Origin of the sequence: Herbiconiux liangxiaofengii (genome assembly GCF_041927335.1) — a bacterium.
GTDB classification, from domain to species: domain Bacteria; phylum Actinomycetota; class Actinomycetes; order Actinomycetales; family Microbacteriaceae; genus Herbiconiux; species Herbiconiux liangxiaofengii.
In genome coordinates this window covers 47,016-72,413 of the sequence record NZ_JBHFHD010000014.1, presented here as the reverse complement: position 1 = coordinate 72,413, position 25,398 = coordinate 47,016, and the positions used below count along the sequence as shown (strand labels likewise).

Here is a 25,398-nt window from a genome sequence, read left to right as displayed (position 1 = left end):
GGCCATGATCGTTGCATGAGCACCATCGCCCCCATGCTGGCCAAGGCCGTGCCCACCGTTCCCGCGCCCGAGAGCGTCGAGGGCGGACTGCTCTACGAGCCCAAGTGGGACGGGTTCCGGGGCGTCATCTCCTACGACGGCTCGGGTACGAGCGAGGGGGTCGAGATCGGCAGCCGCGGTTCGAAACCGCTCACCCGCTACTTCCCCGAGCTCACCGAGGCGCTGGCGCGCATCCTGCCAGGGCCCTGCGTGCTGGACGGCGAGATCGTGGTGCCCATCGCCGTGGACGGCGATGCGGGCCGCTCGAAGCTCGACTGGGAGGCGCTGTCGCAGCGCATCCACCCCGCCGCCTCCCGGGTCGAGAAGCTCTCGGTCGAGACGCCGGCGCTCTTCGTGGCCTTCGACCTGCTCGAGCGGGGCGACGAGTCGCTGCTCGAACGCCCGTTCGCCGAGCGCCGCGACGCCCTCGAACAGTTCGCCGAGGGCCTGCCCGCCCCTTTCCATCTCTCGCGCACCACCGGCGACGTCGAGCAGGCCCGACGCTGGCTCGAGGAGTTCGAGGGTGCCGGTCTCGACGGCGTGGTCGCGAAGCCCCTCGCGGCCCCCTACTCCCCCGGCAAGCGCGTGATGCTCAAGGTGAAGCACCACCGCACGGCCGACGTGGTGGTCACGGGCTACCGCATCCACGCGAGTGGTCAGGGTGTCGGCTCGCTGTTGCTCGGCCTCTTCGACGGCGACGGCAGCGGCGACCTCCGAAGCGTGGGCGGCGCCTCGGCCTTCACCGACAAGCGCCGGCTCGAGCTCGTCGACGAACTGGAGCCGTACGTCGAGCGCGACGCCGAGGGCCGGCCTGTGCGCGGTGAGGGCGAGCGCAGCCGATTCTCCGGCAGTAAGGACGTGTCGTTCGTGAAACTGCGGCCCGAGCTCGTGGTCGAGGTGCGGTACGACCAGATGGAGGGTATGCGCTTCCGCCACACCGTGCAGTTCGAGCGCTGGCGTCCCGACCGAGAGGCGCGCTCGTGCACCTTCGAGCAGCTCGACCGGCCGATCGCCTACGACCTCGGCGACGTTCTGGTGTGACGCCGTTCACAGCGGAGGAGAATCGCGCTCATGAGGCGGATATGGCCTCGAAGGCGCGATTCTCCTCCCGTACGAACGGCACCCGCCGTCAGTCGTCGTGCCTCGCCCGGCTGGGCTGCACCCGAGGCGGCTCGCCGGGCATCTTCGGGTAGTCGGGCGGGAAGGGCAGCTCCCCGAGGCCCGACTCGAGGTCTCGCGCCCACCACTCCAACAGCACGTCGATGGTCGACGGATCCGCGCCCAGCCCCGCCCACGGGTCACCCACCGTGCGCAGCCGGTCCGGCACCGTGTGCACGGTGAACGCGGTGGGGTCGGCCGACTCCAGCTCGTCCCAGGTGATGGGGCACGACACCGGAGCGTGCGCCAGCGCCCGTGGGCTGTACGCCCCCGCCATGGTGCGGTCGCGGTTCGCCTGGTTGAAGTCGACGAACACCCGCTGCCCGCGCTCCTCCTTCCACCAGTTGGTGGTGACCTGCTCGGGCAGCCGCCGTTCGAGCTCGCGGGCCGCCGCGATCACGGCGTGCCGCACGTCGAGAAACTCGCGCGTCGGCTCGATCGGCGCGAACACGTGCAGTCCGCGGTTGCCGCTGGTCTTGATGAACGCGTCGAGACCGGCGTCGGCGAGCACCTTCCGCAACTCGAGCGCGATCGGCACGGTGTCGCCGAAGTCGGTGCCCGGCTGCGGGTCGAGGTCGATGCGCAGCTGGTCGGGAAAGTCGCTCGACTCGGCCCGCGACGCCCAGGGGTGGAACACCACCGTGTTCATCTGCACCGCCCACACCGTGACGGCCGTCTCGTCGATGACGATCTGCGGATGCGCGCGGGCACTCGGGTAGGTCACCGTCTCCGAGCGAACGTAGTCGGGAGCGCCCTTGGGCGGGTTCTTGGAGAAGAACTGGTCGCCGTGGATGTCGCCGCCGAAACGCTGCAGCGAGATGGGGCGGTCGCCGTTGGCGGCCAGGAAGGCATCGCCGACCGCGATGTGATAGTTCGCGAGGTCGAGCTTCGTGATGCCCGCCTCAGGGAAGACGAGCCGCGACGGGCTCGAGATGCGCACCTCACGGGTGCCGTGCGGTCCGTCGACGTCGACCGTGGTCGCCTCACTAGCCATGTCCACACGCTACCCGGGTGGAACCCGCGGGCCCACCCCCACCCCTCACGCCGTCGACCCGTCGCAGATCGCCCTCAGGATGCTGCGAGAGGGCGATCTGCGACGGTTCGACGAACGGGGCGGGGCTCAGATCGTGGGGTCGGGCGACGACGACTTGCGGGCGCCCTTCGGCGCCGAGACACCCGAGACACCCGCGTCGGCGAGCGCTCGGCCCGCGGCGGCGCCGGCGGCGGCTCCCGAGCTGCGACCCGTGACGATCTCGGCGATGTCGATTCCCACCAGGTCTTTCACGATCTGCATCGACGAGGCCAGCTGGCTCGCCACGTTGTCGCCCACCTGCGAGGTGCCGGAGCCGTCGTTCGAGATCACCGTCATGTTCGAGATGGCGGCGAGCGGCTCGGATGCGGCGCGCACGATGGCGGGCAGCTGCCCGATCACCTGCTGACGCAGCAGACTGCCGGCCCGCTCCTCGAGCGCGTCGGCCTGAGCCCGGGTGGCCTCGGCCTCGGCGGCACCCTTCACACGGATGGAGTTGGCCTCGGCCTCACCCTCGGCCTTGAGTGCCTCGGCGGCAGCGATACGGCGGTTCTTCTCGGCCACACCTTCCGACTCCACGGCCTCGGCGGCCGAACGACGACGGTTGCGCTCGGCGACACCTTCGGCCTCGACGGCCTCGGCGACCGCCTTGCGTCGATCGCGCTCGGCGTTGGCGGCGGCGACGCTCGAGGCGGCCTGCGCCTCGGCCTTCTTCTCCACGGCGTACGCGTCGGCGTCGGCCGCCGCGCGGATCTCGGCGTCGAGCTCCTGCTTGCGCAGACCCACGCGCTTTCCGGCGGTGATCTCCTGCTGGGCGATGACCTCCTGCTGCGAGATCGCCTCGGCGAGCGGCTTGGCGGCGGATGCCTCGGCGCGGGCCTTGTCGGTCTCCTTCTGGATCTCGGCGTTCCGCAGGTCGAGCTTGCGCTGCTGCTCGGCGACGGCCTGGTCGGCCGCGATTCGGGCCTCCTCCGAGGCCTGACGCGACACCGACTCGGCGATCTCGGCCACCTGCTTGACGCGGGCCGCCTCGCCACGACCGAGGTCGCGGATGTAGCCGTTGTCGTCGTCGATCTCCTTGATCTGCAGCGTGTCGATCTGCAGACCCTGCACGTCGAGCGACTCGCGCACGGCGTCGAGCACCTGGCCCTGCAGGGCCTGGCGGTTGGTGATGATCTCGGTGACGGTGAGCTGACCGACGATCGACCGCACCGAACCCGAGAGCACCTCCTCGGTGGAGGTCTCGATCTGGTCCTGCTGGTTCAGGAATCGCTGGGCGGCGGCGCGCACCATCGATTCGGAGCCGCCCACCTTCACCACGGCGACGGCGTTGACCTTGATGGTGATCGCATCCCTCGTCTGCGCCGTGGCCTGCACGTTCAGCTGGCGGCTGCGCAGCGAGAGCTTGAAGTGGGCCTCGACGATGGGCTTCACGAACACGCGGGAGCCGAACACCACGCGCTGGCCGGCGTTCTCGGTCTCTTCGAGGGCGGGAGAACCGGGCTTCACGGCGCGCTGCCGGGAGGTGACGATGATCGCCTCGTCGGGCTTGGCCACCTTGATGCCGCGCAGCAGTGTGATCAGCACGATCAATGCGATCAGCAGCACGAGGCCGATGCCGGCGAGCAGGAGGAGGGAGTCGAACGGGGTCACAGGGGGCGGCCTTTCCTGGCGGGAGGGTCGTGCGGATGGAGAAACCGTTCGGGCGATTCCACTACCAGTATGTCGGAGGCGACGTACGGTCGACAGTCCGGGCGAGCCGTGCTGCCGCCACGGACGGACCAGGAGGCTGCTGCCTGCAGGTCGGGACTCAGCCCCAGGTGCCCTCCGGCGACGCCACCACGGGCACCGGCGTGTACGACCAGTGCGCCCCGTTCGCATAGTGCGAGCTCGCCCACGGCGACGCCCAGATGGCGGCTTCGATCTGCTCCGTGGGCGCCGAGGTCGAGAACCCCGCCACGATGGCCGAGTACCCCGAGTTGCCGTGCAGGGCGTTGCCCACGTTCGCCGCCGCGGTGACGAGGTTGTCGTAGCTGCCGAGACCCGATCCGCCGCCGGAGCCCCAGCCGTTGTTGAGGGGGTTGTTGCGCAACCACCAGTCGTCGGGGCCGTTCTCCTGTCGCATCCAGCGCATCATCACGGTGATGTTCGACTCGCTGGTCGGGAAGCCGGCCATGTACAGCACCAGCACGGCCCAGTCGCGGTTGGTGCTGCCCTTCGAGAGCGTCTGCAGGCCCGAGGTGGCGTCGTAGCCGTCGCGGCTGACGGATGCCCCGGCCACCCCCTCCGGAACCGAGAGGTTCTGCTGCACCGACGCGGGGCCGGCTGCCGCCTGAGCCGCCTCGAGCTGCTGCTCGAACGGCGACTCCACCGGCAGCGGCGGCGGCGCGAGCGCGGTGAGCGCCGCGAAGCCCACCACGGTCGCACCGGCGATCACGGAGAGGGCTGTGCGGACCATCCCTCTATCATCCCGTGTTCTGCAGTCCGGCGGCGATCCCGTTCACGGTGAGCAGAAGCAGGCGGTGCGGCGCGTCGTCGGGATCGGTGCTCCCGGTCGAGCGCACCTCGCGGAGGGCGCGCAGCTGCAGCAGCGAGAGCGCGTCGACGTAGGGGCTGCGCAGCCGTACGGCCCGGCGCAGCACCGGCCGGTCCTCGAGGATCGCCTCGTGGTCGCTGGTGCGGGCCACCCACTCGCGGGTGAGCTCCATCTCCTGCTGCACGAGGGCGGCGAGGTCGTCGCGGTCGCCGAGGTCGAGGTAGCTCGCCGCGATGCGCGCATCCGTCTTCGCCAGCGACATCTCGACGTTGTCGATCATCGAGGCGAACAGCGGCCAGCGGCGGTACGCCTCGCGCAGGCGCTCCTCGTCGCCCACGGCGGCGAGCGCCGAGCCGAGGCCGAACCAGCCGGTGAGGTTGATGCGGGCCTGGGTCCAGGAGAACACCCACGGGATGGCGCGCAGGTCTTCCAGCGACTCCACCGACAGCCCCCGGCGCGCGGGGCGGGACCCCAGGGCGAGCAGGCCCAGCTCCTCCATCGGGGTGACCTGGGCGAACCAGGGTGCGAAGCCCTCGGCCTTCACCAGCTCGAAGAACCGGATGCGCGAAGCCTCGTCGATGACGCTCGCCACGTCGGCGAACTCGGCGGCCGCCGCGCGGTTGCGCTCCTCGTTGGCCGGGCTCGAGGCGAGCAGCGTGGCCGCGGCCATCTGCTCGATGTGCCGGGCGGCGATGGTCTTGTCGCCGTACTGCGCAAAGATCACCTCGCCCTGCTCGGTGAGCTTGAACCGGCCCTCCACCGAGCCCGGGGGCTGGGCGAGCACCGCCTCGTTGGCCGGGCCGCCGCCGCGGCCGAGCGCTCCCCCGCGGCCGTGGAACAGCGTCAGCTCGATGTCGTTCTGCGCCGCCCAGTCGGCGATCCTGGCCTGCGCGTCGTAGAGCGCGAGCGTCGCCGACACCGGTCCGACGTCTTTTGAGGAGTCGGAGTAGCCGAGCATCACCTCGAGCCGGCGGCCGGTCGCGGCCAGCCGCGCCTGCACCTCGGGTAGCTCGATCATCTCGGTGAGGATGCGGGTCGACGCCTGCAGGTCGTCGAAGGTCTCGAACAGCGGGATGGCGTCGAGCACGGGGGCGGCCTCGGCTGATCCCAGCGCGGCGGCGGCCAGCGCGTACACGTTCGCGATGTCGTCGGACGACTGGGTGAACGAAACGATGTACCGCCGGGCCGCGTCGACGCCGTAGCGGCCCTGCAGGAACGAGATGGTGCGGTAGACCTCGAGCACCTCCTGGGTCATGTCGTCGAGCTCACCGCCCTCGCGGAAGTCGGCCAGGGCACGACGGTGCACCATCGAGTGCTGCCGCACCTCGAGCTCGGCCAGGTGGAAGCCGAACGTCTCGACCTGCCAGATGAGGTTCTGCAGCTCGCCGTTGGCGCTGCGGTGGGCGCCGCCCGCACGGAGCGACTCCTGCACCACGTGCAGGTCGGCGAGCAGCTCCTCCGGTCGGTCGTAGCCGAGGGGATGCTCGTCGCGCCGGGTGGCCGCGATGCGCTCGGCCACCACCAGCAGCACCCGGCGGTGCGGCTCGTTCGGCGCGCGCTTGCCGATGTTGGCCGTCACGTGCTCGGCGATCCGCTGCTGCGAGGCGGCGAGCGCCAGCAGCTCGGGGCTGGCCGGGGTGTCGGCCTCGTCGAGCGTGAGGGTGCGGCCGATACGGGTGGTGGCGTGCTCGAGGCCGAGCAGCACGTGCTCGGCGGCGATGGCGGCGGCGGCCTTGGTGACGTCGGCGGTGACGAAGGGGTTTCCGTCGCGGTCGGCGGCGATCCAGCTGCCCAGCCGGAGGAACGCGGGGGCCTTCGCGGGCACTCGCCCCGCATCCGCCCCGAGCAGCCAGTCGTCGAGCAGGCGGTAGACGCGCGGCACCACCTGGAACAGCGTCTGGTCGAAGATCGACATCGCGGTGCGTACCTCGTCCAGCGGGGTGGGCCGGGTGGTGCGCAGGGGCGACGTGCGCCAGAGCACGTCGATCTCCTCGAGCAGGCGGCGCTCGTTGTCGGCCAGCAGCACCGAGGCGGAGGCGGCGCTCGCATCGGTGCCGGGGAGGGCGGCGTCGCGCTCGGCGAGAAGTTCGCTGATGCGACGGATGGCCGACGCGACCGCGCGTCGGCGGGCCTCGGTGGGATGCGCCGTCAGCACCGGGTGGAAGCGCAGGGTGCGCAGGCGCTCCGCGGCTTCCTCGGCCCCGGTCTCGTCGACGATGCGCTGAACCGCGGCGGGCAGCGAGTCGGCACCGGTGGCCGGGCGGGCATGCAGCACGCGCACGCGGTGGTGCTCCTCGGCGAGGTTGGAGAGGTGGAAGTAGCAGGTGAAGGCGCGCGCCACCTGCTCGGCACGCTCTTGGGAGAACGACTGCACGAGGGCCTCGGCGTCATCCAGCGAGGCGTCGCCGTCGCGCTCGTAGGCGTGGATGACCAGCGCGCGCAGCCGTTCGACGTCGGCGAGCAGCTCGTCGCCGCCCGCCTCGGTGAGCACGCGGCCGAGCAGCGAGCCGAGCAGCCGCACGTCGGAGCGCAGGTCGAGATCGACCTCATGGCTCACGCGCTGGCGGCTCGCGCTGGAGGGGGCGGTGGGATCTGCCGGTGACACGTCGGGGTCGCTGTTCACACGCTCACGGTACTGCCCGGACGCCGTCGGCCGAAAATCGATGTCACCGAGTATGACGGAATCCGGCGTCATCAGGCGGGTGGACTACCTTTAACCCATGGCATCATCCAGTACCAGCACGCCCGACGCAGCGCCCGACGCGCTCCCCCAGACCTCGTTCGCCGATCTCGGCTTGAGCGACCCCATCATGAAGGTGCTGAAGGACGTCGGCTACGAGACTCCTTCGGCCATCCAGGCCGCCACCATCCCCACCCTCCTCGCCGGTCGCGACGTGGTGGGCCTCGCCCAGACCGGTACCGGCAAGACGGCGGCGTTCGCGCTGCCGATCCTGTCGCGCCTCGACCTCGCGCAGAAGACCCCGCAGGCCCTCGTGCTCGCGCCCACCCGCGAGCTCGCCCTGCAGGTGTGCGAGGCGTTCGAGAGCTACGCGGCGCACATGCGCGGCGTGCACGTGCTGCCGGTCTACGGCGGCCAGGGCTACGGCGTGCAGCTGTCGGCCCTCCGTCGCGGGGTGCACATCGTGGTGGGTACGCCCGGCCGCATCATGGACCACCTCGAGAAGGGCACCCTCGACCTCTCCGAGCTGCGCTTCCTCGTGCTCGACGAGGCCGACGAGATGCTCAAGATGGGCTTCGCCGACGACGTGGAGACCATCCTCGCCGACACTCCCGACTCGAAGCAGGTGGCCCTGTTCTCGGCCACGATGCCGGCGCAGATCCGCCGCATCTCGCAGAAGCACCTGCACGATCCCGAAGAGATCACCATCAAGGCCACCACCACGACCTCGGTGAACACCACCCAGCGCTACCTCGTGGTGTCGTACCCGCAGAAGGTCGACGCGCTCACGCGCATCCTCGAGACCGAGAACTTCGAGGGCATGATCGTGTTCACCCGCACCAAGAACGAGACCGAGACACTGGCCGAGAAGCTGCGTGCGCGCGGGTACACCGCGGCCGCGATCAACGGCGACGTGGTGCAGGCCCAGCGCGAGCGCACCGTCAACCAGCTCAAGTCGGGCAAGCTCGACATCCTGGTGGCGACGGATGTCGCGGCCCGCGGTCTCGACGTGGAGCGCATCAGCCACGTCGTGAACTTCGACCTGCCGATCGACACCGAGTCGTACGTGCACCGCATCGGGCGCACCGGCCGCGCCGGCCGCTCGGGCGATGCCATCAGCTTCGTCACGCCCCGCGAACGACGGATGCTCACCAGCATCGAGAAGGCCACCCGCCAGCCGCTCACCGAGATGCGCCTGCCGAGCGTCGACGACGTCAACGCCACGCGACTCACCCGGTTCGACGACGCCATCACCGAGGCCCTGCAGCAGCCGGAGCAGATCCAGGTGTTCCGCGACATCGTGGGCCACTACGTCGACCACCACGACGTGCCGGAGGCCGACGTGGCCGCCGCTCTCGCCGTGGTGGCGCAGGGCGGAACGCCACTGCTGCTCACCGCGGAGGACGAGCGGGCCACCCGGTCGTTCGACCGCGAGCGCGGCGACCGGCCCGAGCGCGGCGACCGCGACCGCGGAGACCGCGGCGACCGGTCCGACCGCGGCCCGCGCAGCAGCGGTGGCGCGAAGACCACGTACCGCATCGCCGTGGGGCGCCGCCAGATGGTGGAGCCGCGTCAGATCGTGGGGGCCCTCGCGAACGAGGGCGGCCTCCGCCGGGAGGACTTCGGTGCCATCCAGATCAGGCCCGACTACTCGCTGGTCGAGCTGCCCGCCGATCTGCCGGCCGACACTCTGCGCCGCCTGAAAGACACGCGCATCAGCGGCAAGCTGATCGAACTGCGCCCCGACCGCTTCGGCAACTCGGCCAAGCGCAGCACCGACCGCCCCGAGCGGACGTCGCGTCCGCCCCGCGAGAAGTACTGAGTACTGACGCCAGTCCCCTCGGGCCGCCGGAACGCTGAGGCGGCGGCCCGTCAGGGGCAGCCGCAGGAGCGGCGGGGGGTGAGCCCGACCGGCACGACCGTGGAGTGCTCGTAGCGCGCATCCGGAGCACTGAACCGCTCCAGGGCGCGGGTGGCCGCGAGACGGCCGAGACGCGCCGGGTCCTGGTCGATCACGCTCACCGAGGGTGTGAGCCGGTCGGCCATCGGGAAGTCGCCGAACCCCACGAAGGCGGTTCCGGCGGCCTTCAGCGCCGAGAACGCGTGCATGGTCACTCGCGCGTTCGACGAGAACGCGGCCGTGGGGGGCTCGGACAGCCGACGAAGGCGCTCGAGCTCCCGGGCGGCGCCGGCGTCGCTCCCGGCGTCGAAGGCGATCAGGCGCTCGTCCAGCGGCAGCCCCGCGTCGGCGAGGGCCTCGGTGTAACCGGCGAGCCGTCGGCGTGAGCTCGGCGGATGCGTCTGGTCGGCCAGGAAGGCCACCCGCGTGTGCCCGTGCTCGAGCAGGTGCCTGGTGGCCAGGTATGAGCCGTGCCGATCGTCTTCCACGAAGGAATCGGCGTCGAAGTCGATCGGTGCCCGGTCGACGAACTCGATCGGGGTGTGTTCGCTCCAGGGCGCGAGCCAGGAGTGGTCGGCGGCCACGGGCGCGAGCACGAGCCCCATCAGCTGGGTGCGCAGCAGCGCCTCGAGCACGGGCCGCTCCCGGGCGGGGTCGTCGCCGATGCTCGTCACCAGCGTGGTGATGCCGCTGGCCGAGCACACCCGCTCGACGGCGCGCACGATGGCGGCGAAGAACGGGTCGACCACGTCGGGAACGGCCACGCCCACGCTCGACGAGCGGCCGGCGCGGAAGGTGCGGGCGAGCACGTTCGGCACGTAGTTGAGGGTGCGCATCGCCTCTTCGACCCGCAGGCGGGTCTCGGGCAGCACGTGGGGGTCGTCGTTGAACACGCGGGAGACCGTCTTGGCGCTCACCCCGGCTCGTTCGGCCACGTCTTGCATCGTGGGCATCCGTCGTCCCCCTCCTGGCCTGGCGGGCCGCCGTACGACCGTGAGTCTACGACGGCCCGCCCATCCGGTTCGGGCTATTCGCGGTTGGCGAGCACCTCGTCGATGATCGCGGCGAGCTCCTTCAGGCGCGGAACGGCCTTCGTGGTCAGCAGCTCCTCGCGCGTGTCGGACGAGATGGAGAGGCTGTCCTTCCAGAGCGAGCGGCCGGCCATGGCGCCGCGGGCGCCGTTCACGACAGCCGTGCGCACCTGGCCCACGAAGGTCTCGTGGTCGACACCGGCCGAGAGCACGGCCCACGGAACACCGGCAGCGGCCTCGGTCACCGCGGCGGCCGCCTCGGCGGAACCCGCGTACTGGAGCTTGAGCACCTTGGCACCCGCGGCCACACTGAGCTCGGCGGCACCCGAGATGAGCGACGGGAAGACCTCGGCGTACTCCTCGTCGGACTCGTCCTCGAGCTGGTAGGTGAGGATCTCGACGATCAGCAGCACACCCTCGGCCTCGCACTCGGCCGTGAGACGGGCGATGTCCTCGAGCACGACCTTCTCGTCGTCACGACGGTCGGCGCGCAGGTACCAGAGCATCTTCGCGGCGTCGCCACCGAGGTCGCGCACGCGGCGGGGGGTCATGCCCTCGACGTAGCGGGTGCGCTTCAGGCCGTTCTCCACGGCGAAGCCGGACTCGTCCATGGCCACGACGAGGCCGGTGTCGCTGTCGAGCGTGCCGTCGTCGACCACGCGGGGCAGTGCGGTGGAGGGGTCGAGCAGGATGGCGGGGGCTTCGTTGCCGAGGAACTGCAGCAGGTCGCTCTTGGCGTCGGCCAGCTCGTCCTTGCTGATGCCGGCGGCTCCGTTCGGAGCATCCTTCATGACGGCCTTCATGCCGTTGCGCTGGTCGGCGGCGACGATCAGCATGCCTCCGGCGGGGGTGCTGATCTTGGCCAGGGCGCGGCGCTCGAGAGTGGTGAGTTCGTTCACGGGAGTGTCTCCTTGGTGAGGGGTGGGGCTGGGTGGATGGGTGGGTTCGGGGGTCTTCGGGTTCGGGGGGGCGCTCAGTGGGGCTAGTCGCCGGATGTCGCCGCGACGGGCGCGTCGGCCGGGCGCGCGGCGGCCGCCGCATCCGGAACCAGCAGGCGAGAGGCGAACACCGCGGCACCGTAGGCGGTGTCCTGCGAGCGGTCGGAGACGCGCACGCCGGCGAGCACCTCGGCACGGGCGCGCTGCACCGAGCGCATGCCCGCCCAGCCGCCGGTGAGCAACGCCGAGGTCGCGGGCGGCACCTCGCGATCCATCGCCTGAACCAGCAGGGCGAGCTCGTCGTTGCCGTGCCGCAGCACCGCGCTGAACAGGTCGGCGGGGCCGGCTCCGTCGGCGCGCACGGTGAGGTGCAGCACCCCGTCGTCGTTGCGGGCGCCGGTGACCTCCACGTCGCCCGGCTGCAGCACGCCCTCATAGGGCTGCTCCATCACGGCGGCGTCGAGCGCGTCCCGGCCGGCGCGGTCGTTCACGCCCACGAGCTGCAGGGTGCGGCGCATCAGCAGACCGGTCTTCACCCCGGCCACGAGCACCCACTTGCCGGGAACGACGTGCCGCACGCAGTTGATCAGCCAGTCGGCCAGGCGGTCGCGGGCCTCGAACGGCAGCGGGGCGTCGAGAACGCGCAGCAGCACCTCGGCGGTGCCCATCGACACGTGGTAGCGGTCATCCGGGAACTCGCCCGTCGACACGGCCGAGACCAGGTGGTCGTGACCCGCCACGGTGAGCCGGGCGCCGGTGAAGGATGCCGGCAGCCACGCGGCGGTCGCCTCGCCGAGCGGGGTGCCCGCGTCGACGAACGGGGGGAGGAAGTCGTCGGTGACACCGAGGTGGGTGAGGAGCTCCGGCCAGGGGGCGCCGGTGTCCTGGTCGAGGAGGCCGGTGCGGGAGCTCAGCGAATACTCGGCCGCCTGCTCACCGCCGAGGGCCGCCACCACGAACTCGGGAAGGTTGAGCCAGCGGGCGCCGGTGAGGTCGAGGCCGGAGTCGCGCAGGTGCAGCAGCTTGATCACCGAGACCTGCACGCCGAGGGGCAGACCGGTGCGGCCGGCGAACGACGCGCGGATGTTCTCGGGCAGCGCCTCGACCTGCTCGGCACCGCGCGGGTCGAACCAGGCGATCGCGGGGGCGACGGGCACGCCGTCGGGGCCGAGCACGACGCCCGACTCGCCCATTCCCGACACGGCCACGGCGCCGACGCGGGCATCCGGGCCGCGGAGCTCGACGAGGTCGGCGGCGGTCTGCTCGAGCAGCCGGCGGACGGTGTCGACGAGGTCGGCGGCCTGCATGGTGGTGGTGCCGCCCGCTCCGGCGCTCCACGGGGTGGGCAGCTGGCGGATGAGCACCTCGGCTCCGGCCTCGTCGGCGACGAGGATCTTCACTCCGGTGCTGCCGAGGTCGAGCCCGGCGACGAGGGTGCTGGTCACGGTGGTTCTCCTGGGTCTGATGCCGGGCCCCGCGTCTCGGCGGCCACCCATGTCATCGATGTCATGCAGACTCTAACACGCCCATGTCATCGATGTCATCCCCCCTGATGGCGCCCGCCGCCCGCCCCCGCCCATTCCGCACCCCCACCCCAGATCCGTCACTTTTCGCCCCAAAATCGCACGGGAAGGGCCAAAAGTGACGGATCTGGGGTGGAACCGCCGGGGCGGGGGCGTGGGGGCGAGGGGTGTGGGCGGCGCGCGGGTCAGGCGCGGAGCGCGCGCTGCAGGCGGTCGCTCGCGCGGAGCAGATGCCCCTCGAGCGTCCGCACGGCCGCCTCGGCGTCACCCGCCGCGAGATGCGTCAGGATCTCCTCGTGTTCCGACGCGATGCGGTCGACCCCGAGCAGGCTCCGACCCTGCACCTGCGCCATGCACAACCGCACCTCGTCGACGAGCGAGCCGTACATGCGCTCGAGCCGTGCGCTGCCCACCGCTTCCACGAGTGCCGCGTGGAACCGCATGTCCGGCTCCACCGACGCGATCGCCGACCCCTCACCCGAGGCCCGCACCCGCGCATTGGCGGCCGACGCCTCAGGCGGTGCGCTGCGGATGGCCGCCAGTTCGCGCAACGCGGAACTCTCCAGGCGCAGCCGGGTGCGGTACACGTCGTCCACGTCGGCACGGGTGAGCACGGGCACGCGGGCCGACCGGTTCGCCGACCGCTCCAGCAGACCCTCGGCCGTGAGCTTCTCGATGGCCGCCTTCGCCGTCGGGCGTGACACCCCGTACTCGCCCGACACGACCGCCTCGGTGAGCTGCGCTCCTCCGGGCACGTCGCCCGCGAACATCCGTCGCCGCAGGTCGTCGCCCACGGCATCGACGGCGGACACGGTGCGCAGGCGCCGCGCCCCCGCGCGCTTCCCATTCAGGGCCGAGGCCACACCCGACTCCGTCGCCCCACCCACGACGGCACCGGATGCCGCGTCACCGTCGCCCGGGCCGGCCGACGCACTCCTCGCGCCCCCCGAGCCCGCGAGCGGCTCGGAACCCACCAGGCGTGCGCGAGCCCCCGATGCCGGAGCACCCGCCGAACCCGCGTCGACATCGTCCCGATGCATGGCAGCTCCCCTCGGCCCGCCCGACGACGGCCCGATCCACTGTAGCGAACCGCCTCGTCCCACGATGTACTCTTGTCAGACAATCCACCCGTCCCGACCGATCGGCGAGCCCATGTCGCAACGACGCGCATCCTCATCCCAGGCGCACGGCGACGACGCCGGCCGCCCGCACGCCCACCTCGATGCCGCCGGCGACGAAGCCGCCCACCGCGGCGGCGGCGCGCGTCCGACCGACCACATCGCGGCGCTTCGGGGCAGCGTGCACGACCCCGCCACCGTCAGCACGCGCGCCATCGACCTGCACGCCAACGCGCACGACGCCTCCCACTTCCTCCTGGTTCCCGAGGCGCTCGTGGTCGCCCGCGACGCCGCCGACGTGGCCGCCCTCTTCCGCACGGCCACCCGCACGGGCCTCCCCCTCACGCTCCGCTCCGGCGGCACGAGCCTGAGCGGGCAGGCGGTGACGGATGGCGTGCTCGTCGACGTGCGCAGCAACTTCCGCCGCATCGACGTTCTCGACGACGGTCGCCGCGTTCGGGTGCAGCCCGGCGCCACCGTGCGCCAGGTCAACGCGCGCCTCGCCCGGCACGGCCGCAAGCTCGGTCCCGACCCGGCGAGCGAGTCGGCGTGCACCATCGGCGGTGTGGTCGCCAACAACTCCAGCGGCATGTCGTGCGGCATCACGGGCAACACCTATCGCACCCTCGAGTCGATGACCGTGGTGCTCCCGAGCGGAACCGTGGTCGACACGGCGGCGGCCGACGCGAACCCCCGGCTGCGGCACGACGAACCCGAGTTGTTCCAGGGTCTGCTACGCCTGCGCGACCGGGTGCGGGGGAATCCCGCATCCGTCAGAACCATCGAGCACCAGTTCTCGATGAAGAACACCATGGGCTACGGCCTCAACTCCTTTCTCGACCACGACGAGCCCGCCGAGCTGCTCGCCCGCCTCGTGATCGGCAGCGAGGGCACGCTGGGTTTCGTGGCCGAGGCGGTGTTCGCGACCCTCCCCGCGCATCCGCATCTCGCCACCGGACTCGTGGTGTTCGACGACCTGCGCCGGGCCAACGAGGCCCTGCCCGACATCGTGGCCACCGGGGCCTCGGCGGTCGAGCTGATGGACGCGCAGTCGCTGCGGGTGGGCAAGGCCGAGGCCGACGCGCATCCGCTGATCAGGGATCTCGACGTGGTCGCCCAGGCCGCCCTGCTGGTGGAGTACCAGGCCCCCACCCTCGACGAGCTCGCCGCCGCCCAGTCCGCCGGCGAGCGCACCCTGTCGCGGCTGGCACTGGCCGCCCCCGCGGTGCTGAGTGACGACCCCGTCACCCGCGCCTCGCTCTGGCACCTGCGCAAGGGCCTCTACGCCACGGTCGCGGGTGCCCGGCCGTCGGGCACCACGGCGCTGCTGGAAGACGTCGTGGTTCCCGTGGAGTCGCTCGCCCGCACCTGCACCGAGCTCGGAACCCTCTTCGACGCCTACGGCTACCGCAACAGCGTGATCTTCGGCCACGCGAAGGACGGCAACATCCACTTCATGCTCACCGACCTGTTCGAGGGCGCCGGGCTCGAGCGCTATGCGGCCTTCACCGACGACATGGTCGATCTGGTGCTCGGCGAGGGCGGCTCGCTCAAGGCCGAGCACGGCACCGGGCGCGTGATGGCCCCGTACGTGCGCCGCCAGTACGGCGACGAGTTGTACGACGTGATGCGCTCGCTCAAGTCGCTCTGCGATCCGCACGGGATGCTCAACCCGGGCGTCATCATCAGCGACGACCCCTCGGCGCACCTCAAGGACATCAAGCGCACCCCCACCATCGAGGCCGAGGCCGACCGCTGCGTCGAGTGCGGCTACTGCGAGCCCGTGTGTCCGAGCCGCGACCTCACCCTCACCCCGCGCCAGCGCATCGTGGTGAAGCGGGCCACCGCGAGCGCCCGCGCCGACGGCGACCACGCCCTGGCCGACGAGCTCGAGCGCGACTACGAGTACGAGGGCCTGCAGACCTGCGCGGTCGACGGGATGTGCCAGACCGCGTGCCCGGTGCTGATCAACACGGGCGATCTCGTGCGGCGGCTGCGCAAGGCCGAGCACCCGGCCCCCGAGAAGGCGGTGTGGACGGGCGCGGCGGCGCAGTGGGCGGCCACCACCCGCATCGCCAGCGCCGCCCTCACGCTCGCCGACCACGTGCCCGCGCCCCTCGCCCCGCTCGTGACGGGGGCCAACCGGCTCGGACGGGCGGTCGTCGGCGCCGACGTGCTGCCGCTCTGGTCGCCCGAGCTGCCGGCCGGTGGGCGGGCACGGTCGCGCACGAGCGGCCTGCCGAGCGCGAGCGAGGCGGGCAGGGCCGGCACGACGGATGGCGGCGCCGCCGAAACGGCCGGCTCCCCCGAGGCCGTCTACCTCCCCGCGTGCGTCAACACCATGTTCGGGCCCGTCGGCGTCGGCGTGCAGCAGAGCTTCGAGGAGCTCTGCGAGCGCGCCGGGATCGCCCTGGTGCTGCCCGACGACGTCGACTCGCTCTGCTGCGGCACCCCCTGGTCGTCGAAGGGCCTCCCCGACGGCGCGGCCACGATGCGCTCCCGGGTGCTCGCGAGCCTGAGGGCGGCCACGCGCGACGGCGAACTCCCCGTCGTCTGCGATGCCTCCTCGTGCACCGAGGGCATCCTGCACCTCATCGAGGCCGACACCGCACTGCCCCGGATGCGCGTGATCGACGCCGTCGAGTTCGTCGCGTCGCGAATCCTCCCGCAGCTCCCCGAGCACGAGCGCATCCCCTCGCTCGCCCTGCACCCCACCTGCTCGTCGACCCGGCTCGGCATCGACCCGCAGCTCAGGGCTGTCGCCGCCGCCGTGGCCGACACCGTGGTGGTGCCCGACTCGTGGGGGTGCTGCGCGTTCGCGGGCGACCGCGGCATGCTGCATCCGGAGCTGACGGCCTCGGCGACGCGGGTACAGGCCGAGGAGGTGCTGGCCTCGGGGGCCACGGCGCACGCGAGCTGCAACCGCACCTGCGAGCTGGGCATGACCCGCGCCACGGGCGCGGAGTACGGTCACGTGCTCGAGCTGCTGGCCGAGGCGACCCGGCCGCGCTGACGGCCTCGGGCTACACCGCCGTGTAGCCCCCGTCGATCACGATGCTCTGGCCGGTGAGGTACGACGACGCGTTCGACGCCAGATACACCACGAGCCCGTGCAGATCGGCGGCTTCGCCCATGCGGGCGGCGGGGATGGTCCTGATCCACTGCGCGGCGAGATCGGGGTTCGCCTCGGTGAACTCGCGCGTCATGTCGCTGAGGAAGTAGCCGGGCGCGATCGCGTTGACCCGCAGGCCCGCCGGTGCCCACTCCACCGCGAGAGATGCCGCGAGATGACTCACGGCGGCCTTCGAGGAGTTGTACGACGCCTGGAACTGCGGCTGGTTCACGATGAACGCCGACATCGACGAGATGAACACCGCCGACGACGGGACGCCCGCGGCGAGTGCGCGCCGAGCGAATGACTGCGCCGCGAAGAACGTGCCGTCGAGGTTCACCGCGAGCACCTTCCGCCAGGTCTCGGGGGCCACGTCGACGCTGTCACCCCAGACGGTGATGCCGGCGGCCGTGACGAGCAGCGACGCGGTGCCGAGCTCCGACTCCGCGGCCGCGAACACGTCGTCGAGCGCCGCGGCGTCGGTGACGTCGACCGTGTAGCCGCGCGCCCGGACGCCGAAATCGGCGGCGAGGCGCTCGGCGGAGTCCTCCACGATCGGCAGCAGATCGAGCAGTGCGACATCGACGCCCTGGCCCGCGAGGGCGGTGGCGATCGAGTAGCCGAGCCCGCGGGCTCCGCCGGTGACGACCGCGGTGCGGCCTCTGAGGTCTTCGAACATGTGGTCTCCTTCGACGACGGGGGTTGGGGTGCGGGTGCTGGTGCTGGTGCTGGCGCTGGCGCTGGCGCTGGTGCTGGTGCTGGTGCTGGTGCTGGTGCTGGTGCGATCCCGGTCGCGATCAGATCTCCTGGTCGGTGGGCAGGATGACGAGGTCGCGGATGGTGACATGCCGCGGCCGCGTGAGCATGAAGAGCACGGCCTCGGCCACGTCCTCCGAACGGATGCCCGTGCGATCGCCGACCTTCTGCTCGACCCCGTCGGCATCCGGAGCGAACCCCCACAGCTCGTTCAGCACCACCCCGGGCGCCACAGCCCCGGCGCGCACCCCGGTGCCCACCAACTGACGCCGCAGGGTGTGCACGAACGACTGCATGGCGTGCTTGGTGGCGGAGTAGACGGGCTCCCAGTGGATGTCCTGGTGCCCCGACACCGAGCTCGTCACCAGCACGTCACCCGAGCCCGCCGCGATCAGGTGCGGCAAGGCGGCCCGCACGGTGGCCATCGCGCCGAACACGTTCACCGACACGAGCTGCTCGATGGCCGCCGGCTCGGTGTCGACGAAGTCGCCGCCGGTGTACAGGCCGGCGTTGGCCAGCACGTCGTCGAGCCGGCCGAACTCGGCGAGCGCCGTGCGCACCGCCTCCTGCGAGACCTCGGGATGCGCGACGTCGCCGGCGACGACCCTCACCTCGCCGGGCAGCGAGTCGGCCACCTGGCGCAGTCGCTCCTCGGAGCGGCCGACCAGCACCAGGCGCGCCCCCTCGGCCGAGAGCAGCCGCGCGTAGGAGCGGCCGATGCCCGAGCTCGCGCCCGTGATGAGGGCGACGCGGCCGGTCAGGGCGGTGGCGGTCAGGGCGGGGGCGGTGGGCGTGTCGGTGCTCATGCGGAGGCTCCGTTCGGGTCGGGGTTCGTGGCCCTGGCCGCTGCCGCGGCGAGTGCGGCCCGGCGCAGCAGCTCGTCGGGGCGGGTGTCGATGCGCGCCACCTCGGCGGCCGAGAGGAACACGGGGCCGCCCGCGGCGAGCGACCCCAGGATGACCTGCGCCACCTTCACGGCCATCTCCGTGATCCTCACCACCTCGGCGGGGCTCGCGCCGAGGGCGAAGAGCCCGTGATTCCGCAGGTAGACCACCTTCGGAACGCGGCCGCCGCCCTCGAGACGGTCGCGCAGCATCCGCCGGATGGCCCGGGCGAGCGTGAGCCCCGGATCGAGATAGGGCACGAGCAGCGGCTCGGTGCCGAGCACCACGATCTGGTCGGGGAAGAGCGATCCCTGCACGAGCAACTCCGCCCGGGGTGAGCAGAGCAGCGCATTGACGGCGATCGGATGCGTGTGCCCCACCGCCTCGACCCCCGGCAGGTCAAGGCACACGGCGTGCAGCAGCGCCTCGACCGACGGCCGCCGGCCGCCCTCGGGGGTCGCTGCGGCGAACAGGGCGCGGACGGCCTCGTCGTCTGCGGCGGCGTCGCCGTCGCCGTCGTAGTCGTCGACCAGGGCGAGTACCTGGGCGATGCGCACCTCGACGAAATCGGCCGGCTCGGCAAGCGCCATCGACGCGCCCGACGCTTTCACGAGCATCCGCCCGCCCCCGATCGACACCGAGGTGTTGCCCTCGGCGAGCACCGCCCAGGCCCGGTCGGGGCGCCCCAGTTCGCGCGACAGCGCCACCAGCTCGGCGGTGGCCGTCGGCAGGTCGTCGCACGCCGTCGTCTCGTCGCTCAACGCCTTACCGCCCTCTCGTCACCACTCGGCTCGAATCGGCCGATCTCGCCTCCGGCCGTTCCGCCGAGCGCATACACCTCGTCGAGGCCGCCGAACTCACCGGCCGCCACCAGCTGCACGGCGAGATTGCCGAACGCCGACGCCTCAGCGGGGCCCGCGATCACCGTCAGTCCCGCGATCTCGGCCGTACGCCGGCACAGCAGCTCGTTGCGCGCTCCCCCGCCCACGATGCGCACCGAGCGGATGGCCGTGCCGCGAAGGCTGCTCGCCGCCCGTGCTGCATCGGCGTAGGCCGCTGCCAGGCTCTCGACGATGCTGCGCACGGTGCCGAGCATCCCCTCGGGCGCGGCCTGCCCCGCATCCGCACACAGCCGGCCGATGCGCGCCGGCATGTCGCCCGGCGCCAGCAGACGTTCGTCGCCCACGTCGAACACGGGTGCGGCCAGGTCGTCGCGGGCCGAAGCCTGCCGCACGAGGGGCACCGGGTCGAGCTCGCGGCCGAGCTCGACCGACCAGTGCCGCACGCATTCGCCGAGCAACCACAGCCCGGCCAGGTTGCGCAGCAGCAGCGTCGATCCGCCGACCCCGCGCTCGTTCGTGAACCCCGCCGCGAGCGCTGCTGCGGTGAGCACCGGCTGGTTCACGCAGACGCCGGCGAGCGACCAGCTGCCGCTCGACACCAGGAGCTGGTCGGCATCCGGCTGCGCGAAGGCGAGAGCGGATGCGGTGTCGTGACCCGCCACCCGGTAGACCGGCACCGGCTCGCCCGCGCCGATGCGCTCGGTGATGTGCGGCAGCGTGACACCGGCGAGGGTGCCCGGCTCGACGGGTTCCGGAAGCTCGAAGTCCTCGAGCCCTCCGCTCTCGACGAGCGCTCGCGACCAGCGCCCAGTGCGGGCGTCGAGGAGCTGGGTGGTGGAGGCGATGGTGCGCTCGGCGCCGACCGCACCCGTGAGCAGGTGCACCCAGAGATCGGGCACGAGGAGGACTGCGCCACCCGCGGATCCGCCGTCCGCGGCGGCGCGGAGGCGGTACGAGGTGTTGATCGGCTGCGGGGGTATGCCCGTAATGGCATAGATCTCGGCAGCGGTCCACGCGGGCGGCCCGGATGTCTCGGCCCGGGCGGGGCCTGCTACATCCGCTCCGCGGTGATGCTCGACGCGGCCATCGAACACTCCGGACACGTCGAGCAGGCCGTAGTCGACGCCCCAGGTGTCGACCCCGATGCCCACGAGCCGGCGCCCCGCCGAGCTGGCGGCCCGGTGGGCGACCGCCAGACCGACCAGAGTCTCCTCGAAGAGGCGCTCGACGTCCCAGAGCAGCACCGCGCCGGGCCGCAGCGAATCCGGATGCGGACCGTTCGCGAAACGGTGCACCTCGGTCATCCGCACCTCGCCCGGTTCGCGCGGGTCACCCGTTTCGCGTGCGTCGCCCGCCTCGACGAAGCCCAGCATCACGCGGCCGCTGGAGGCGCCCAGATCCACGGCCGCGTAGGCGGTGGGGCGACCGTCGGGTGCGCGCATGTCACGTCCTCGTGAGTAGATGTTATTTCTTGTGAAATGTATCATTGCCGAACATAGGTCGGCAAGACGCTCGGCACGGCAGCAGGTGCCGGCGACGAGCCGGAATCGCACGGCGCGTGCGACGTGAGTGAGAGATCGGGACGGCGATGGCATTGAGAGGCACTCTCGACGCGGAGACGCGCCGGGCCGCCCTGCTCGAACTCGCCGACGAGCGGGGTGGCCTGCAGCTGGCGGAGGCCGCCGAGCTTCACGGCGTGCATCCGATGACCATCCGCCGCGACTTCGAGGCGCTGGAGAGCGCCGGCCGGGTGCGGCGGGTTCGCGGGGGTATCGTGCCGGTGTCGATGGACGCGTTCGCGTCCCGCCAGAACCGCCATCTCCGCGCCAAGGAGCGCATCGCCGCAAAGATCCTGCCCCTGCTGCCCGCCGACGGCGCCCTGGGCCTGGACGCGTCGACCACCGCCTATGTGCTCGCCGAGAACCTGCCCGCCGCCGCCCGCTTGACCGTGGCGACCAACGGATTGAGCGCCTTCGACGCCCTGGTGCGCAGACCCGGGGTGCGGGCATACCTCACCGGGGGCGAGCGCGAGGAGCAGAACCTCAGCCTCGTCGGCGCACTCACCGTCTCGGCGTTCTCGGCGTTCCACTTCGACCTCGCCGTCATCTCGGCACTCGGCGTGCATGCGTCCAGCGGCACCAGCGAGAGCACTCTGGCCCAGGCGGCGGTGAAGGATGCGCTCGCGCGAGCCTCGGCCACGGTCGTGCTGGCGGTGGACGCCTCGAAGCTCGAGGCCCGTGCGCGGGTGCGGGCCCTCCCGCTCGACCGCGTCGATGTGCTGGTCACGGAGCTGCCTCCCACCGACCCCCGCCTCGACCCCTACCGCGCCCATGTCCCGCGCCTCCTCTGACCTCAGGGACCAGCTCCTCCGGCACTCCACCCCGCCAGACGATCAGGGTCGGGCCGGCTCCGTGAGCGGCGTCGCCGGATCGGGGTCGTGCTCGAGGGTCGCCGGCGGGGCGCCGGCCACGGAGGCGAGCAGCGTCGTGGGTTGCTCGACCGCGTGAGCACCCCACGACGCGGCGAGCCGAAGACCACCAGCCACGTCGACTGTTCCGTCGGCCTGCGACGAGCCCACCAGGAATCCCGCCAGCGACGCATCCCCGGCTCCCGCCGTGTTGACCACCGTGGCGCGAGCCCGCGCCAGCTGCACCCCTGAGGCCGACACGGCCAGGGCGCCGTCGGCCCCCATGCTCACGTAGACGACATCGCACCCCGCCTCGTGCAGTCTCAGGGCGGCATCCGCCACCTCGCCGATCGTCGAGAGCGACGAGCCGGTCAGTTCGGCGAGCTCATGGGTGTTGGGTTTGATCAATGCCACCGAACTCAGATCGGCCACCACCGACCTCAACGCCTGGCCTGCCGTATCGACGGCCACCCGCACCCCGAGGGCCCAGGCGCGCCGCACGAGATCGAGGAACGGCACCGGGTCGGCCGTACCCGCGAGCGCCGGGATCGAACCCGACACCACCAGCCAGTCCGCGTCGAGCCGCTCGAGCTCTGACTCGGTTCGCTCGGCCAACGCGCTCCACAGCCGCCGATCGACCGGAACCGGCCCCTCGTTGACCTTCGTGGTGGAGCCCGCTCCGTCGAGAAGGGTGGTGTTGATGCGGGTGCGGCCGTCGTCGGGCACCCCGGCGAGCAGGCCTTCGAAGCCACCCTCACGGGCGAGCGCGGCCCCGTGACCGTTCAGGGCGAGCACCGCGGACACAGGAACCCCCGACAGAGCGATCGCCCGTGCCACATTGACGCCCTTGCCACTGAGCTCGAGGTGCACGGCTTCGGCGCGATTCACCTCGCCGAGCTCGAGCGCGCCCACCCGATAGGTGAGGTCGATGGCCGGCGCGGGGGTGAGAGTGACGATGCCGCTCATGCTGCGACCTCCGCGACGACGTGCACCGGGGTTCCGGCCTCGGCGAACACCGAGGCGATCGAGTCGTCGAGCCGGGCGGCGGCCCGCGGATGCAGCACCACGTCATCGACGTCGGCGACCGCGGCGACGTCGTCGCATCCGTCATCCGGCACGCCGGCCGGCCCCACCACGACGACCGTACGACGGGCCGCGGCGATGACAGCCCGGCCGATCGAGGCGCGCTCGGAATCGAGGGCGAGCATCCGCCCACCCGTCCCGATGCCCCGCGGTTCGATCACGGCCACATCGACACGCAGGACGCCCGCGAGTTCGCGCGCCCACGGACCGACGGCCGTGGAATCGGATTCGACCCGACCGCCCAGGAGCTGGATGTCGGCGGGCCGAGCGACGGCAGCCGCGGCCAGGGCGACGGACACCGACGGAGTGATGATCCGGCCGACTCGATCGGCCGGCAGCAGTGCGGCGAGCGCCTCGCCGACCGCGCCGGCGTCGAGGTAGACCGTGGCACCGGCGGGCAGCAGGTCGCGCACGGTGGCGGCGACGAGGCGCGCCCCTCGAGCCGCGTCGACCTCCGGGCCTCCGGGCGCTCCGGGTGTTCCGGGCAAAGGTTCGAGCGCATCGACGCCGAGGTCGACCGCGATCGCGCCGCCGTGGGCTCGGTGCAGCAGCCCCTCGCTCTCGAGGGCCCGCAGATCGCGTCGCACGGTCTCCTCCGCGACATCGAGGTCGACGGCCAGCTCGGCCACCTCGACCCGTCGATGCTGCTCCAGAGCCACGAGGATGCGCTCCCGCCGCTCCGCAACCGCCCCCGACGGTGCTGACGCCGTTCCGGCACCACTCCGGCGATCCGTCACGACGCGGCCCCCGCTCTGTCCTGGGCGTCGGCTGCTCGTCGCCGGGAGTCGGCGGCCCGCGCCGCCCACCACGGACCGAGCGCTGCCGTCGCCTCGTCGAACGAACGGATCACCTCGGCCCAGTACCCCGCCGATTCCGCCGTCGGCTGCACCGGGGCCGACTGCTCCACGAGCTCCTGCGCCTCCTCGACCGACGCGAAGACCCCCACCGACACGCCCGCCACGGCGGCCGCGCCGAAGGCACCGGCCTCCTCGTTCTGCACCACCGTCACGGGCGATCGCAGCGCATTCGCCACCAGTTGCACGTAGAGCGGTGCCCGCGCGATGCCCCCGCCGAGCACCACCGGCTCGTCCCAGTCGAACCGCTCGCCGAGTGCCCGGGTGTGCCAGACGTGCATGAGTGCGATGCCTTCGAGCGCCCCCCGCAGCACGTGCGCCGGCGTGTGCCAGCCTCGAACTCCTGCCAGTGCTGCGGAGCTGTCGGCCCCGAGCGGCGAGTCGAAGAGGAAGGGAAGCATCAACGGAACGGATTCCTGGGGATCGAGGGCCGCCGCCTGGGCGAACAGCCTGTCCCGCGCCTCGTCACCGTCGACGCCGAGCAGTGCCAGCACCCAGTTCAGCGTCGGCGAGGCCGTGGCCGAGGTCGACATCGCGATGCGCAGCTCGGGCCGGATCGACAACCGCGACTGCCATCGTACGTCGACATCGGGCCTGGTCGTGGTGACGCCGTTCGTGCTGAACGACCCGGCCACCAGCGCGAGCCGGCCGGGCACGAGCGCTCCCATGCCGATCGAGGCGGCCTGCACGTCGTGCATCCCGGCGATCACGGGGGTGCCGGCCACCAGCCCGGTGACCGCGGCCGCCGAGGGCTGCACCTCGCCCACCAGATCGCCGCTAGCGTGCAACGGCGGCAGCAGGCGCCGGATGTCGGCCGGGAGTCCGTAGGCTTCGACGACCTCGGGGCTCCAGTCGGCGGTGGCCGTGTCGAGGAACGACGCCGTGGCATCGGAGTAGTCGGTGCCGATGTCACCCGTGAGCCGCAGACGGATGACGTCTTTGCAGAACAGCAGCGCATCCGCCGTCTGCACCCGCTCGGGATCGTGCCGCAGCAGCCAGCGCAACAGGTTGCCGGCCGCTCCGGGAGTGGGCTCCTGCCCGCTCCGCTCCAGCACGACCCGCATGAGATCGGCGTCACTCGCGAGTTCGGCGGCCTCGGCATGAGCCCGCGAATCCATCGCCGTGATGGCGGGGCCGACCGGCTCACCCGCTGCCGTGACCAGATGCAGGCCGTCGCCGTGCCCCGTGATCCCGACGGCGGCGATGGCCGACGGATCGATGCCCGACGACGCGATCGCGTCGGAGATGGCCCCCGCGGCCGCCTGCCAGAGCGCCTCCTGCGGCCGTTCGGCGTGGCGTGGCACGCTCCGGTCGACCGGGCTGTCGCGGCGACCGATGCCCACCGGGCGCAAGTGCTCGTCGTGCAGCACGGCTTTCACCGCGGTCTGCCCCGCGTCGACACCGAGCAGGTACCGCTCGCCCTCATGAATGTTCGTCATGCCGATCCTCTCCGATCGATGGACAGCGATGCAGGCGTGCCCGAATCGGTCTGTCGAACCGACTATAT

General features: G+C 72.0%; 19 protein-coding genes. 4 read left to right on the top strand and 15 right to left on the bottom strand.

The window, feature by feature from the left end; all coding sequences use genetic code 11:
* Positions 1 to 15 precede the first annotated feature (15 nt).
* A complete protein-coding gene (locus ACEXOR_RS14790) occupies positions 16 to 1,080 on the top strand; it encodes an ATP-dependent DNA ligase (protein ID WP_374850470.1) in 1,065 nt (354 codons plus the stop codon).
* Between the two features lie 88 nt (positions 1,081 to 1,168).
* Here ACEXOR_RS14790 and ligD read toward each other — a convergent pair whose 3' ends face one another.
* The 4 genes from ligD to ACEXOR_RS14770 form a co-directional block, all read right to left on the bottom strand.
* The gene (gene ligD / locus ACEXOR_RS14785) at positions 1,169 to 2,191 is read right to left on the bottom strand and encodes a non-homologous end-joining DNA ligase (protein ID WP_374850469.1); all 1,023 of its coding nucleotides are present in this window, start codon (positions 2,189 to 2,191) and stop codon (positions 1,169 to 1,171) included.
* 126 nt (positions 2,192 to 2,317) lie between these two features.
* Positions 2,318 to 3,880 carry an SPFH domain-containing protein gene (locus ACEXOR_RS14780; RefSeq protein ID WP_374850468.1) on the bottom strand — a complete coding sequence of 521 codons (1,563 nt, stop codon included), beginning with the start codon at positions 3,878 to 3,880 and terminating at the stop codon, positions 2,318 to 2,320.
* Between the two features lie 157 nt (positions 3,881 to 4,037).
* The gene (locus tag ACEXOR_RS14775) at positions 4,038 to 4,685 is read right to left on the bottom strand and encodes a hypothetical protein (protein WP_374850467.1); all 648 of its coding nucleotides are present in this window, start codon (positions 4,683 to 4,685) and stop codon (positions 4,038 to 4,040) included.
* Between the two features lie 7 nt (positions 4,686 to 4,692).
* Complete coding sequence (locus ACEXOR_RS14770; protein WP_374850466.1) at positions 4,693 to 7,386, bottom strand: phosphoenolpyruvate carboxylase; 2,694 nt, start codon at positions 7,384 to 7,386, stop codon at positions 4,693 to 4,695.
* A gap of 97 nt (positions 7,387 to 7,483) precedes the next feature.
* Here ACEXOR_RS14770 and ACEXOR_RS14765 point away from each other — a divergent pair, with 97 nt between their 5' ends.
* On the top strand, positions 7,484 to 9,265 hold the full coding sequence (locus tag ACEXOR_RS14765; protein WP_374850465.1) for a DEAD/DEAH box helicase: 1,782 nt from the start codon (positions 7,484 to 7,486) through the stop codon (positions 9,263 to 9,265).
* Positions 9,266 to 9,315: 50 nt separating this feature from the next.
* Here the strand turns inward: ACEXOR_RS14765 and ACEXOR_RS14760 are convergent, their stop codons facing one another.
* The 4 genes from ACEXOR_RS14760 to ACEXOR_RS14745 form a co-directional block, all read right to left on the bottom strand.
* Positions 9,316 to 10,296 (bottom strand): LacI family DNA-binding transcriptional regulator, encoded by a 981-nt coding sequence (locus ACEXOR_RS14760; RefSeq protein WP_374850464.1) that lies wholly within the window; start codon positions 10,294 to 10,296, stop codon positions 9,316 to 9,318.
* Between the two features lie 74 nt (positions 10,297 to 10,370).
* On the bottom strand, positions 10,371 to 11,273 hold the full coding sequence (locus tag ACEXOR_RS14755; RefSeq protein ID WP_374850462.1) for a hypothetical protein: 903 nt from the start codon (positions 11,271 to 11,273) through the stop codon (positions 10,371 to 10,373).
* 83 nt (positions 11,274 to 11,356) lie between these two features.
* On the bottom strand, positions 11,357 to 12,757 hold the full coding sequence (locus ACEXOR_RS14750) for an FGGY-family carbohydrate kinase (protein WP_374850461.1): 1,401 nt from the start codon (positions 12,755 to 12,757) through the stop codon (positions 11,357 to 11,359).
* Between the two features lie 263 nt (positions 12,758 to 13,020).
* Positions 13,021 to 13,875, bottom strand: coding sequence for a GntR family transcriptional regulator (locus ACEXOR_RS14745; protein ID WP_374850459.1), 855 nt, complete (start codon positions 13,873 to 13,875; stop codon positions 13,021 to 13,023).
* 112 nt (positions 13,876 to 13,987) lie between these two features.
* On the opposite strand from ACEXOR_RS14745, the gene ACEXOR_RS14740 reads away from it, so the two are divergent.
* Complete coding sequence (locus ACEXOR_RS14740) at positions 13,988 to 16,966, top strand: FAD-binding and (Fe-S)-binding domain-containing protein (protein ID WP_374850457.1); 2,979 nt, start codon at positions 13,988 to 13,990, stop codon at positions 16,964 to 16,966.
* A 10-nt stretch (positions 16,967 to 16,976) separates the two neighbouring features.
* Here the strand turns inward: ACEXOR_RS14740 and ACEXOR_RS14735 are convergent, their stop codons facing one another.
* The 4 genes from ACEXOR_RS14735 to ACEXOR_RS14720 all read right to left on the bottom strand — a co-directional run bounded on the left by ACEXOR_RS14735 (position 16,977) and on the right by ACEXOR_RS14720 (position 20,989).
* Complete coding sequence (locus tag ACEXOR_RS14735) at positions 16,977 to 17,744, bottom strand: SDR family oxidoreductase (RefSeq protein WP_374850456.1); 768 nt, start codon at positions 17,742 to 17,744, stop codon at positions 16,977 to 16,979.
* A 118-nt stretch (positions 17,745 to 17,862) separates the two neighbouring features.
* Positions 17,863 to 18,627, bottom strand: a complete 765-nt coding sequence (locus ACEXOR_RS14730) for an SDR family oxidoreductase (RefSeq protein ID WP_374850455.1) — start codon at positions 18,625 to 18,627, stop codon at positions 17,863 to 17,865.
* Positions 18,624 to 19,466 carry a class II aldolase/adducin family protein gene (locus tag ACEXOR_RS14725; protein WP_374850454.1) on the bottom strand — a complete coding sequence of 281 codons (843 nt, stop codon included), beginning with the start codon at positions 19,464 to 19,466 and terminating at the stop codon, positions 18,624 to 18,626. The genes ACEXOR_RS14730 and ACEXOR_RS14725 overlap by 4 nt, the downstream gene beginning before the upstream one ends.
* Complete coding sequence (locus ACEXOR_RS14720) at positions 19,463 to 20,989, bottom strand: rhamnulokinase (RefSeq protein ID WP_374850453.1); 1,527 nt, start codon at positions 20,987 to 20,989, stop codon at positions 19,463 to 19,465. The genes ACEXOR_RS14725 and ACEXOR_RS14720 overlap by 4 nt, the downstream gene beginning before the upstream one ends.
* 146 nt (positions 20,990 to 21,135) lie before the next feature.
* Here ACEXOR_RS14720 and ACEXOR_RS14715 point away from each other — a divergent pair, with 146 nt between their 5' ends.
* Positions 21,136 to 21,897 (top strand): DeoR/GlpR family DNA-binding transcription regulator, encoded by a 762-nt coding sequence (locus ACEXOR_RS14715; protein WP_374850452.1) that lies wholly within the window; start codon positions 21,136 to 21,138, stop codon positions 21,895 to 21,897.
* Positions 21,898 to 21,939: 42 nt separating this feature from the next.
* Here ACEXOR_RS14715 and ACEXOR_RS14710 read toward each other — a convergent pair whose 3' ends face one another.
* The 3 genes from ACEXOR_RS14710 to ACEXOR_RS14700 are packed head-to-tail and all read right to left on the bottom strand — an operon-like array spanning position 21,940 to position 25,330.
* A complete protein-coding gene (locus tag ACEXOR_RS14710; RefSeq protein ID WP_374850451.1) occupies positions 21,940 to 22,920 on the bottom strand; it encodes a 1-phosphofructokinase family hexose kinase in 981 nt (326 codons plus the stop codon).
* Positions 22,917 to 23,774 (bottom strand): DeoR family transcriptional regulator, encoded by an 858-nt coding sequence (locus ACEXOR_RS14705; RefSeq protein ID WP_374850450.1) that lies wholly within the window; start codon positions 23,772 to 23,774, stop codon positions 22,917 to 22,919. Before ACEXOR_RS14705 ends, ACEXOR_RS14710 begins: the two co-directional genes overlap by 4 nt.
* On the bottom strand, positions 23,771 to 25,330 hold the full coding sequence (locus ACEXOR_RS14700) for an FGGY-family carbohydrate kinase (protein ID WP_374850449.1): 1,560 nt from the start codon (positions 25,328 to 25,330) through the stop codon (positions 23,771 to 23,773). Before ACEXOR_RS14700 ends, ACEXOR_RS14705 begins: the two co-directional genes overlap by 4 nt.
* Between the last annotated feature and the right edge of the window lie 68 nt (positions 25,331 to 25,398).